Genomic DNA, 12,460 nt, shown 5'->3' with positions numbered 1-12,460 from the left:
CATCATGTCAAGAACTGTACTTCTTCTGCCGGGTGACGGCATTGGCCCGGAAATTGTCGCAGAGGCCGAGAAAGTCCTGCACGCCATCAATGAAAAGTTTGATCTGAAGCTCAGCTTCGAAACCGGTCTTGTCGGTGGGGCTGCACTGGATGAAACAGACAGCCCGCTGCCCGACGATACTCTGGAGAAAGCCGGTAAGGCCGACGCCATCTTGCTCGGCGCGGTCGGTGGCCCCAAATGGGACGGCTTGCCTATGGCGCGCCGCCCCGAAAAGGGTTTGCTGGGCCTGCGCTCGAAGCTGGAACTGTTCGCAAACCTGCGCCCGGCTATTCTTTATCCGCAACTGGCATCGGCATCGTCCCTCAAGCCTGAGGTGGTGTCGGGCCTGGATATTCTGATCGTCCGTGAATTGACCGGCGGCATTTATTTTGGCCAGCCACGGGGTGTGCGTGAACTGGAAAATGGCGAACGCCAGGGCTACAACACTTACGCTTACACCGAATCTGAAATCCGCCGCATTGGCCGGGTTGCGTTCGAAGCCGCGCAGCAGCGCGGCAAAAAACTGTGCTCGGTAGACAAGGCCAATGTGCTTGAAGTTACCGTGCTGTGGCGTGAAATCATGACCGATTTGCAGCGGGAATATCCCGACGTAGAGCTCTCTCACATGTACGTCGATAATGCCGCGATGCAACTGGTTCGCGCACCCAAGCAGTTTGACGTGATTGTGACTGGTAACATGTTTGGTGATATTCTGTCCGACGAAGCAGCCATGCTTACCGGCTCCATTGGCATGCTGCCATCCGCGTCTATGAACTCTGACAAGCAGGGCATGTATGAGCCTTGCCACGGGTCAGCGCCGGATATTGCTGGTAAGGGCATCGCCAATCCGCTTGCGACCATCATCAGCGCGGCAATGATGTTGCGATACAGTCTTGACGAAGAACAGGCTGCTGCTGCCATTGAAGCGGCGGTGAATAAGGTGCTGGATCAAGGGTTGCGCACGGCTGACATTATGTCAGAAGGCGGCACCCGGGTTTCCACCCGTGAAATGGGTGATGCGGTACTGGCTGCTCTGTAATTTTATCCTCCCCCGACAGCAACACGATGCGGTTGCTGCGGGATCATTCTTCCTGTCCCTGCCAGCGATAAAGGTTGAGGGTGGGCATAAATTGAGGTTCAAAGGTCGCATATGAAGCGAGTTGGACTTATAGGTTGGCGCGGTATGGTGGGCTCTGTCCTCATGCAACGCATGCGCGAAGAAAACGATTTTGCTGATATCGATCCGGTATTTTTCTCCACTTCCCAAACGGGTCAGCCAGCACCGGATGTCGGTAAGGACAATGTGCCGCCGCTGCAAGACGCGTTCGATATCGAAACCCTCAAATCTTTGGACGTTGTGCTGACGTGTCAGGGCGGCGACTACACGGGTGCGGTTTATCAAAAACTGCGCGATGCCGGCTGGAAAGGCTACTGGATTGATGCGGCATCGACGCTGCGAATGGTCGATCACTCCGTGATTGTGCTTGATCCGGTGAATCGCAACGTGATTGACGCTGCGCTGAACGACGGTGTGAAGGATTACATTGGTGGTAACTGCACAGTCAGCCTCATGATGCTCGCGCTTGGCGGGTTGCTGGAACGGGATCTGATTGAGTGGGTGTCGCCCATGACGTATCAGGCCGCTTCCGGCTCCGGTGCCCAGAATATGCGTGAGCTGCTCAACCAGATGGGTGGGCTATATCGCAGCGTTGGCGAAGAGCTTGCAAACCCGTCGTCGGCCATTCTGGATATCGACCGAAAGGTCACAGAAACCATGCGTTCTGACGGCTTTCCTACCGAGCATTTTGAGGTGCCTCTGGCAGGAAGCCTTATTCCGTTTATCGACAAACAGCTCGATAACGGAATGAGCAAGGAAGAATGGAAAGCGGGTGTTGAGACCAACAAGATTCTGGGTCGTTCAGAGAACCCGATTCCGATTGATGGTTTGTGCGTAAGGATTGGCGCCATGCGCTCTCACAGCCAGGCACTTACCATCAAGCTGAAAAAAGATCTTCCAGTGGCGGAAATTGAATCCATTCTGGCGAACGCCAACGACTGGGTGAAAGTTATTCCCAATGAGCGTAATGCGAGCATTGATGAGCTTACCCCTGCGAAGGTCACAGGTACCCTGAGCGTGCCGATCGGACGCATTCGCAAACTGGCCATGGGGCCAGAGTATATTTCTGCGTTTACCGTTGGTGATCAATTGCTGTGGGGGGCTGCTGAGCCCTTGCGCCGCATGTTACGGATTCTGCAGGAACGTTAAAAAATGTTACACAGAGGCAATTAATGCCAACTGTGTCCGGTTTCGACAAGCCGGTTGGGGGGCGGAGGCTGATTTCAAGCTCCGCCCCTGTTATTTTCAGGGACACTAGCTGTTATTTTCAGGAACACTAAAGAGTTCCGCGCAACTGATACATAAATGCTACAAGGTTTGCGGCTGATCGATTGATAAAAGAGGTTTTATCAACAATACTTGCCGAGTTGAAAATTGTAGACGCGACATACTAAACCGGAATTATCCAGACAGAAGTCAACTTACCTCGTCAGATTCTGTTTGAAAAAAACAGTCACGAATAACGGGGACTGGAAAGGAAAAAGCATGAAGGTACGCAAGCTTGCCGTTGCATTGGCGTTGGCTGGAGGTCTCGGATCCGGGGTTGCTCACTCCCTTGGTTTGGGCGAAATCGAGCTTCAGTCCTATCTGAACGAGCCGATTGATGCAGATATTGTTCTGCCACAAAGCCAGGGAATAGATCCCGGTGATGTGTTCGTGAACATAGCGCCCGAACGCGCCTATCAGCGGCTTGGTCTGCAGCGGAATCCGTTTCTTGGCAAACTTCGTTTCGACGTAGTAACGCGCCCCGACGGCAGTCTGATGGTGAATGTCTCCTCAAAGGAGGCGTTAAAGGAGCCGTACCTTAACTTTTTGCTCGAACTGACCTGGCCCAACGGTCGACTAATGCGTGAATACGCTGTGTTGGTTGACCCCCCGGTGTATGCCGAAGAATCCGGTGTTGCGTCGCAGGTACGCGCGCCCTCAAGCGCACCTTCCGCCCGGTCCCAGCCCGCAACGTCGGCCCGCAGCGCTGAATCAGCCCGCCGCCAGTCGAGAGTGCAATCATCAAGAGCACAATCATCAAGAAATGCAGGCTACGGGGCAGATACGTTTGGGCCTACGGGCTCCTCAGATACGCTGTGGACTATTGCGGCGACCGTTCGCCCGGATAGCGACCTGACTACTCAGCAAGTGATGCTGGCACTGCAGGATTTGAACCCGGACGCCTTCATTGGCAATAACATCAACAGGCTGAAACGCGGTGAAGTACTGCGTGTCCCTTCCGCCGATCAGGTTCGCAAACGTACACGCGCCGAGGCAACTCGCGCTGTTGCTCAACAGAACCAGGAATTCAAAAAGCCTAAACGTACGGTCGATGCCACCAACGCCCAGCAACCGAAGTCTAACGGTGCCGGCGATTCGGTGGCCGGTGGTGATGAGCTCAAACTTCTGGTTGCGGATGATAAAGGCGATCGAAGCAAGACGGAGGGCGGTTCTGCCGGCGGAGATGGCCAGTTAGCGGGTGGTGCAGACGCCGGTGCTGCCGTTGCGATGGAAGAACTGGAAAGCGCTCGCCGCGAAAACGACGAGCTGAGTACCCGCGTTGATGATCTTCAGGATCAGGTACAAACGTTGCAGCGTTTGATTGAACTGAAAAACAGCCAGCTTGCGGACATTCAGCAAGGCGCTGCGGACAGTGCCGGTGACCAAGCACCTGCCGTTGCCAACGAGGACAGCATGTCGTCCGAGAACACGGCAGCAGTCGACGGTGAACCCGATACCGATGTTGAACCAGGCCAGGAACAGGCCACAGGTTCAGCGATGGTCGGAGGGCAAATGGAAGCCACAGGGGCCGACGGCGAGCCCGAAACGGCTACTGCGCCGGAAGCTGGCGCTACTGAAGCGGATTCCATGGCACCGGATACTGCCGAAAGCGACACAGCCGCAGCAGAGCCCATGGTTGCAGCGGGTTCAGACGCGGCAATGAACAAACCGGAGGCAGAAGCTCAGAGCCAGACTCCGGAGAAGGTTTCGCCGAGTGAACCGGCAGAACCCGAACCAATGGCCGATAAGGGCTTCCCGGGCAATGTAATTGATACGATTACCAATAACGTGGTTTACCAAGCTGCCCTGGGGATCGGCTTGATTTTGTTGCTGCTGGTGCTTTTGCTTCTTGCACGGCGCAATGCCAGCAAAGAGAAAGCCTTTTATGAACAGCTCAATAATGAGACTGCCGGGCCTGAAGACACCTTTGATCTGAGCCTTGACGAAGAAGATGCGGAACAAAGCGATACCAGCGATGTTCTTGAAGAGGCGGACGCCTATGTTGCTTATGGTCGTTATGATCAGGCCGCTCAGGCGTTGGAAACCGCTATTTCGCGAGAGCCGAGCCGCACCGATTTACGACTCAAATTGCTTGGAGTTTATGCGGACAACCAGGATCGTGAGTCGTTCGAGAAGCAGTTTGGTGAGATTCAGGCGCTGGACGACGACGCGGCGGTTGCCGACGCAAACGACCTTCGTTCCCGTTTAGAGGAAGCGGAGTCAATGCCCAGCATTGACGATCTTGAATCGCAGCTTCGCTCTGGATCAATCGCCGAAGAACCGAACACGGTGGAAGATTCCGGAAATGAATTTAGCAATTTCGATTCTGACCTATCTGATTTTGATCTCGATGATCTGAATGACTCAGAATCCGCGGGCGCAGAGCCCGAGGACGCTGAACTCGAATCGATAGAGCCGGAAAGCGAAGACTTGATTGAGTATGACCTGTCCGGACTTGCACTTGCGGGCGATGAAGACGAAAGCGACGACGATGGCGATACCGATACCGATACCGATACCGATACCGATGCAGACGAGCCTGACGACGAAAATGACTTTTCGTCTCTGGATCTGGATTTCGATGATTCTGAGGATTCATCGGAGGGTTCATCAGCGCATCCCAAAGAGCCAGCTAGCCCGGTTTCCGGCGGTGCGTCAGAACCGGAGCCGTTAACTGAAGGCACGGACGTGGACTCACTGGACGAATCTTTCCTTGATGAGTTGGATGCGGAACTGGATAAGGTTGCCGACGAGGAAGACGAGATTGACGGCCTTGAGATGGAAGAGTCCACGCTTGATGATCTTGAGCTGGATGTTTCCGATGAAGACCTTGCCCTGATGGAAGAGTTTTCGGATTCTGCTGACTCTACCAATGCCGGGCATGACGACGACGAGCTGCCCCTTGATGACGAGCTGGATCTTGAGGACGCGCTTTCCGACAACGATCTTGACGATCTTTCTGACGACGACCTGACGGATGATGAACTGCCTATTGCCTCTGACGAAGTTCGGGATGACGCGCCTAAATCACCCATCGCCGATATCGATGAAAACGACCTTGGCGACGACGACGATGATTTTGATTTCCTCGCGGGCACAGACGAAGCGGCAACGAAGCTGGATTTGGCAAGAGCCTATATCGAAATGGGTGACAGCGATGGCGCTCGGGATATTCTTGAAGAGGTAGCGCTTGAAGGGGATGACGAGCAGAAAACGGAAGCTCAGGATTTGCTTAAAAATCTGTCCTGATTCGTTATAATCAGGTTGCAGAGGCAACAAGCGCCAGCCGTCGGGAGTTATCCCGGCACAAAGCTGGCGCTTTGTTTTTTTAAGCAGCACACTTTTCGGGTTTTCATTTGTTTCTCTATCCCCAAAAGCTCACAACAGATAATGCCATTGGTGGCGGGCGAGTGGCTCTGGCTTTTGAGTACGACGGCCGCGGCTATCACGGCTGGCAGCTACAAAAGTCTGGCGTGTCCTCGGTCGAGGCCGAACTTGCCAGGGCCGTGGCGAAAGTGGCTAATCATCCAGTAGATCTTGTTTGTGCCGGCCGCACGGATTCACGTGTGCATGCAAGCTACCAGGTTGCGCATTTTGAAACGCCTTCTATCCGCAATCTCCGCTCCTGGGTTATGGGCATTAATACGGCGTTGCCGTTCGATATTTCCGTGCACTGGGCCGGTAACGGTCGCGATGATTTCCACGCGCGTTTTTCCGCCATTTACAGGCGCTATCGATACGTTATCTACAACAACCCGGTAAGGCCCGGGATCCAGCGGGGCCAGGTAAGCTGGACATTCCGTGAACTGGATGCAGAACGTATGAATCACGCGGCGCAGGCGCTTGTCGGCGAGCATGATTTTTCCTCGTTTCGCGCGGCCGGTTGCCAGTCTCGAACCCCGGTTCGTTTTCTTGAGCATTTAAAGGTAACCCGTAAAGGGAATTTCGTCGTAATTGATGTGCAGGCCAACGCGTTTTTGCATCATATGGTGCGGAATATTGCGGGGGCGCTCATGTCGGTTGGAGCCGGAACGCAGCCAGTATCCTGGATTCGTGACATACTGCTTGCAAGAGATCGCACGCTTGCTGGAGTAACCGCGCCGCCCCACGGCTTGTATCTGGTCGATGTCGGGTATCCGGAAGGCTTTGCTATCCCTGCGGCGGAATGCGGGCCCGGGTTTTTAAGGCCCTGGTTCAGCCGTGAGGAGAATAGACCGGTATACCCGACGCACATTCACCTGAAACACAAACCGGTACCGGTACCATGAAAGCCCGTGTCAAAATTTGTGGTCTCACTCGCGTTGAGGATGTGAACGCTGCGGTCGCATGCGGTGCGGATGCGTTGGGGTTCGTGTTTTACGAGCCCAGTCCTCGGTCCGTTACGGTTGAGCAAGCTGAACGGCTGGTTCGGCATGTACCTGCGTTTGTGTCGGTTGTGGGGCTGTTTGTGAACCCGACCGAGGAGCAGGTCAGAGGCGTTCTCGAGCGCATCCCGCTCGACCTGCTTCAATTCCACGGTGACGAACCGGCAGACTTCTGCAGCCAGTTTGGTCGCCGCTGGATAAAAGCTGTCCGGGTTCAGAGCGCAGAGCAGGTTGAACGAGCGTTCAGCGACTATCACGCGGCGGCCGGGTTGTTGTTAGATGCCTGGGATCCCCAGCGATATGGCGGAACCGGGCATTCGTTCAACTGGGACCTGATACCACAGGAGCGCTCCTTGCCACTGATATTGGCCGGTGGGTTGTCATCTGATAACGTATTCCGCGCTGTGGAACAGGTGAAGCCTTGGGCTGTTGATGTCAGCGGTGGCGTTGAACAAAGCAAAGGCATCAAAGACATCGAAAAAATTTCTGACTTTATCAAAGAGGTTCACCGTGTCTGTAAAACTGACTGAAGAAATGCTGACGGCACTGCCGGATGCGAGAGGGCATTTTGGTGCCTTTGGCGGACGATTTGTTTCCGAAACGTTGATGGATTCCCTGGTGACACTGGAACGGGAATACCTTCGGCTTAAAAAGGATCCCGAGTTTCAGGCGACCTTTGACAAGGATCTCGCCGATTACGTTGGTCGACCCAGCCCTTTGTACTTTGCTGAACGCCTGACCCGTGAAACAGGCGGCGCGCAAATCTGGCTAAAGCGCGAAGACCTCAACCACACCGGCGCCCATAAGATAAACAACACCATCGGCCAGGCGTTGCTTGCCAGTTTTCTTGGCAAAAAACGGATTATTGCTGAAACAGGCGCCGGGCAGCATGGTGTTGCGACAGCGACCGTGTGTGCCCGTTTGGGCCTTGAATGCCACGTTTTCATGGGCGCTGAAGACGTTCAACGCCAATCGTTGAACGTGTATCGTATGAAGCTTCTTGGCGCCCAGGTACACGCGGTCACAAGCGGAAGCCGCACCCTTAAAGACGCAATGAACGACGCCATGCGTGACTGGGTCACCTACGTTGATGAAACGTTCTACATTATCGGTACCGTTGCGGGCCCGCATCCTTATCCGCTTCTGGTTCGGGATTTCCAATCGGTGATCGGGCGTGAGACCCGACGTCAGGCATTGGAAAAAGCCGGCAAACTGCCGGATGCTCTGGTAGCGTGTGTGGGAGGCGGTTCTAATGCCATTGGCATGTTCTATCCCTTCCTCACAGACGAATCCGTGCAACTGTATGGCGTGGAGGCCGGTGGCCTTGGTATTGAGACAGGACAGCATGCCGCCCCTCTGTGTGCGGGGCGCCCAGGTGTGCTGCACGGTAATCGCACCTACCTGATGGAAGATGATAACGGTCAGATTGCGAGCACGCACTCGATCAGTGCCGGCCTGGATTATCCGGGAGTAGGGCCCGAACACAGCTGGTTGAAGGATATCGGACGAGCGAATTATGTATCGGTAACCGACGATGAGGCGCTGGAAGCTTTCCGCATGCTGACGTTGGTTGAGGGCATTATGCCCGCATTGGAAACGGCCCATGCCGTGGCATACGCCGTGAAGCTCGCCGCCACGATGGAAAAAGACCAAATGGTCGTCATCAACATTTCAGGCCGCGGCGACAAAGACATCCATACCGTTGCGCAGCTGGACGGTATTGAACTTTGAACAATCGACAGGAGCAGGCATGAGCCGAATTGAAGGGGTTCTTCAAACCCTCAAAGGACAGGGCCGCAAGGCACTTATTCCGTTTATTACAGCCGGTGATCCGCATCCTGATGTGACGGTGAGCCTGATGCACACTATGGTTAACGCCGGTGTGGATATTATCGAGCTGGGCGTGCCGTTTTCCGATCCGATGGCCGATGGCCCGGTGATTCAGTTGGCCTGCGAACGAGCGCTCAAGCATGGCACATCGCTGCGCCGCGTCCTGGCGATGGTGAAAGAGTTCAGAGCAACTGATAACGCAACTCCGGTGGTGTTGATGGGGTACCTGAATCCTATTGAGGCCATGGGCTATGAAGTCTTTGCAGACGCCGCCGCAGACGCTGGCCTGGACGGGGTTCTTACCGTGGATCTGCCACCTGAGGAAGCCGACGACGTTGCCCCTTTGTTCGCCGCGCGAGGGCTGGATCCGATTTTCCTGATAGCGCCAACAACAACGGATGAAAGAATTCGCGCAATTGCCGATCACTCTTCCGGATATGTGTACTATGTTTCATTCAACGGCGTGACCGGCGCTGCCAGAATAAACGTGGAAGAAGTTGCCAAGAAGGTGACACATATCCATGAGTTGACGGCACTGCCAGTGGGTGTTGGTTTTGGCATACGCGACGCAGAAACAGCCGCCGCCGTAGGACGGGTATCCGATGGTGTAATTGTTGGCAGTGTGCTGGTCGATACAATAGCCAGAAATCAGACAGACATCGAAAAGCTGAAACGGGAGCTGACGGATCTGCTCAACCCGATGCGTGAAGCACTCGACAGCTTGGCTTCCTGACCGCAAGGTGAGGGTGGACCGGAATCAAAGGACAGGATAAAACCATGAGTAACTGGCTGGACAAGATAATGCCGGGCAAGATTCGCTCGGAATCCAATCGCAGAACCGGTGTTCCCGAGGGGCTTTGGAAAAAATGCCCGAAATGCGGGGCCTTTCTTTATAAGCCGGAGCTGGAAAAAAACCTGGATGTTTGCCCGAAATGCAATCATCACCTGAGGGTCGACGCCCGACGCCGCCTGGACATTTTCCTTGATGAAGAAGGTCGTGAGGAAATTGGCGCCAACCTTGAGCCTTGGGATCGATTGAAGTTCAAGGATACCAAGCGCTATAAGGAACGTCTTGCCCAGGCTCAGAAGGCCACGGGGGAGAAAGACGCTCTTATCGCCATGAAGGGTAAAACACTGAATGTCCCCCTGGTGGCGTGCTCGTTTGAATTCGGTTTCATGGGCGGGTCAATGGGGCAGGTTGTGGGTGAAAAGTTTGTCCAGGCTGCAAACGTTGCGCTGGCTGAACGCATCCCGCTGGTCTGTTTTTCCGCCAGCGGCGGTGCCCGTATGCAAGAGGCCATACTCTCGCTGATGCAGATGGCCAAAACGGCGGCGGTGCTTGAGCGTATGAAGCAAGAGGGCATTCCTTACATCTCAGTGATGACGGATCCTGTTTTTGGCGGAGTCTCTGCGAGTCTGGCCATGTTGGGCGATCTTAATATTGCCGAGCCGAACGCGCTGATCGGGTTCGCGGGCCCTCGCGTTATTGAGCAGACGGTTCGCGAAAAGCTGCCAGAAGGTTTCCAGCGCAGTGAATTTCTGCTGGATCACGGTGCCATCGACATGATTTTGCATCGTCACCAGATGCGCGAACGCATTGCTCACGTGCTGGCAAAATTTGCCGGCGAGGAGCGCCCCGCCACAGAAGATCCCATCGAATTTGAAATATCGGAAAAGCCGGACATTGAACCCCCCGCAGAGTAAACACAAACCTCAGCCCCCGGCACCCCCGGGGGCAGGTGCCACGCTTGATCAGTGGTTATCCTGGCTTGAGTCCATACACCCCGCCGAGATAGATCTCGGGCTTGACCGGGTTCTGGTGGTTTTGCGCCGGTTGTTCCGCAAAAAGCCCACCGCACGAATCATCACGGTTGCCGGCACCAACGGCAAGGGCAGCACCGTTGCGACTCTCGAAACGCTCTTGCAGTCTGCAGGCAGGCGCACGGGTGCCTACACGTCACCTCACCTTCAGACATACAACGAACGAATCCGTATTGATGGGCAGGATATTGACGATACGCTCCTGATTTCGGCGTTCGAAAAGGTAGAAGCTGCTCGAGGCACTGTCACACTGACGTATTTCGAGTTCGGCACCTTGGCGGCGCTGGTCGCGTTGGAAGGTTCCGGTGTGCAGGACTGGATTCTCGAAGTTGGGCTCGGCGGTCGTCTGGACGCGGTGAACGTTATGGATGCCGATGTTGCAATCATAACGTCCATCGACATTGATCACGTGGCCTTTCTGGGGGATAACCGCGAGGTTATCGGGTTTGAAAAAGCCGGTATTCTTCGCCCAGGGATAGCGGCCGTGATTGCGGATATGGATCCGCCGCGTTCGGTACTCCAACAGGCCACGGCCCAGAAGGTCGCCCTGGTTCGCGCCGGGCACGATTATACAATCTGCGAAGCCATTACCGGCACGGGTGAGAGAACAACAAGGCTCCACGTTCAGGACAGCGTTCTCAGATTGCCCTCGGGGCCTCTTCCCGTCCAAAGTGTAGCTGCTGCTGTTATGGCGCTGCGCACGCTGGAGCCTCACATGGACCAGGCGGCGATCGAGGCGGCACTGCTTTGTGTCAAAGCGCCGGGGCGGTTTGAGCGACTGGAAAGCGCGCCAGACCTTTATGTGGATGTAGGGCACAATCCCCATGCTGCGCGGTGGCTTTCAGCAAGACTTAAAGATCTGCCGGGGGCGCATCGGAAAATCCATGCCGTTTATGCCGCGCTTGCAGACAAGGATGTGAAAGGTGTGGCTCACGCGATGGCTTCGGTTGTCGACCAATGGTACCTGGCGGGGCTGGATAGGCCGCGTGGTCTGAGTTCAGATGCACTGCTGGCCAGGCTTGAATTGCCGGCACCGGATACTGTGAGCCAATACGATACGGTGGTTGAGGCCATTGCGGCTGCCAAGGCTGGCGCAGCCCCGAATGACGTCGTTATTGTATTTGGTTCGTTTTTTACGGTTGCAGAAGCGCGCAGGTTCCTCATTTGAATCAACCTGCTCTGGTGCCTTAAACTTTGTCCATGGCGCGGTGCAGCGCTTTGAGTTATGACAAGCGGGCGGTTAGTATGTGCGTGGTCAACCAGAGGGGGAGTCAAGCAACGTGGATGGACTTAAACAAAGAATAATCGGTGCGCTGGTTCTGATTTCGCTGGCCGTTATCTTTGTACCCATGGTATTTGATGAGCCGCACCTGGACCGCACGTCTACTTCAATCAATATTCCCGAAGAACCCCCTTTCCCGGAAGTTCAAGCACCAGCCTCTGAAGCACCGCCACCGCCCCAATATGAGCAGGTTGAGCCCGAGAAGAGCGGATCGACCACGAAGGACTATCGCATTCTGGAAAGCGAAAAAATGGCCGGTAATACTGCTGACAATCGCAGTGAGCCAAAGCCTGATCGCAAGGTTTCTGAACCTGTCCGCAAGGATTCAAAGCCGGAAGCAGCCGCACCGGTGAAAACCGAAGCCACAGCTTCAGAAAACACCGCACAGGCAAGCGCAGAATTTACGCGCTCCCTCGAAGGCGCCTGGGTTGTTCAGCTTGGCAGCTTTGGCAACAGCGATAACGCCCGACGCCTTCGTGACAAAGTCCGTGAGAAGGGTTTCAATTCTCATCTTCAGGAAGTTGTTCGGGGCGACAGCACACTGACTCGGGTTTTTAGCGGGCCTTTCGCGGAAAAAACCGAAGCCGAATCAGCAAAAGGCGCACTGGACAAAGCGTTCAGTTTGAACAGCCTGGTCACTTCCGGCGATAAATAACGCTTTCAGCCTGCATTATATCGTTTCGACGGTTTGGCGAGCCCGCGTTTCCTGATAGAATCCGCGCTTCCTTTTCTTCACATGGA

Annotated in this window: 10 protein-coding genes; all 10 read left to right on the top strand. The window is 55.0% G+C overall.

Going from position 1 to position 12,460, the window contains the following annotated elements:
- Nucleotides 1-4: 4 nt before the first annotated feature.
- A complete protein-coding gene (gene leuB / locus ENI00_RS09810) occupies nt 5-1,078 on the top strand; it encodes a 3-isopropylmalate dehydrogenase (RefSeq protein WP_304101628.1) in 1,074 nt (357 codons plus the stop codon).
- A gap of 111 nt (nt 1,079-1,189) precedes the next feature.
- The gene (gene asd / locus ENI00_RS09805) at nt 1,190-2,305 is read left to right on the top strand and encodes an aspartate-semialdehyde dehydrogenase (RefSeq protein WP_304101627.1); all 1,116 of its coding nucleotides are present in this window, start codon (nt 1,190-1,192) and stop codon (nt 2,303-2,305) included.
- A gap of 336 nt (nt 2,306-2,641) precedes the next feature.
- Nucleotides 2,642-5,671 carry a FimV/HubP family polar landmark protein gene (locus ENI00_RS09800; protein ID WP_304101626.1) on the top strand — a complete coding sequence of 1,010 codons (3,030 nt, stop codon included), beginning with the start codon at nt 2,642-2,644 and terminating at the stop codon, nt 5,669-5,671.
- 107 nt (nt 5,672-5,778) lie between these two features.
- Nucleotides 5,779-6,690, top strand: coding sequence for a tRNA pseudouridine(38-40) synthase TruA (gene truA, locus ENI00_RS09795; protein WP_304101625.1), 912 nt, complete (start codon nt 5,779-5,781; stop codon nt 6,688-6,690).
- Complete coding sequence (locus tag ENI00_RS09790) at nt 6,687-7,316, top strand: phosphoribosylanthranilate isomerase (protein ID WP_304101624.1); 630 nt, start codon at nt 6,687-6,689, stop codon at nt 7,314-7,316. Before truA ends, ENI00_RS09790 begins: the two co-directional genes overlap by 4 nt.
- Nucleotides 7,309-8,517: a tryptophan synthase subunit beta gene (gene trpB, locus ENI00_RS09785; RefSeq protein WP_414674242.1), complete on the top strand. Its 1,209-nt coding sequence runs from the start codon at nt 7,309-7,311 to the stop codon at nt 8,515-8,517. The genes ENI00_RS09790 and trpB overlap by 8 nt, the downstream gene beginning before the upstream one ends.
- Before the next feature lie 19 nt (nt 8,518-8,536).
- Complete coding sequence (gene trpA / locus ENI00_RS09780; RefSeq protein WP_304101623.1) at nt 8,537-9,349, top strand: tryptophan synthase subunit alpha; 813 nt, start codon at nt 8,537-8,539, stop codon at nt 9,347-9,349.
- A gap of 44 nt (nt 9,350-9,393) precedes the next feature.
- Nucleotides 9,394-10,320: an acetyl-CoA carboxylase, carboxyltransferase subunit beta gene (gene accD / locus ENI00_RS09775; RefSeq protein WP_304101622.1), complete on the top strand. Its 927-nt coding sequence runs from the start codon at nt 9,394-9,396 to the stop codon at nt 10,318-10,320.
- On the top strand, nt 10,301-11,605 hold the full coding sequence (gene folC / locus ENI00_RS09770) for a bifunctional tetrahydrofolate synthase/dihydrofolate synthase (protein ID WP_304101621.1): 1,305 nt from the start codon (nt 10,301-10,303) through the stop codon (nt 11,603-11,605). Before accD ends, folC begins: the two co-directional genes overlap by 20 nt.
- A 112-nt stretch (nt 11,606-11,717) precedes the next feature.
- The gene (locus ENI00_RS09765; protein ID WP_304101620.1) at nt 11,718-12,374 is read left to right on the top strand and encodes an SPOR domain-containing protein; all 657 of its coding nucleotides are present in this window, start codon (nt 11,718-11,720) and stop codon (nt 12,372-12,374) included.
- Nucleotides 12,375-12,460: the final 86 nt, after the last annotated feature.

Origin of the sequence: Marinobacter antarcticus, from assembly GCF_011049865.1 — a bacterium.
GTDB classification, from domain to species: Bacteria; Pseudomonadota; Gammaproteobacteria; order Pseudomonadales; family Oleiphilaceae; genus Marinobacter; species Marinobacter antarcticus_A.
The sequence above is the reverse complement of the archived record's forward strand: the minus strand, read 5'-3'. Positions and strand labels throughout refer to the sequence as shown.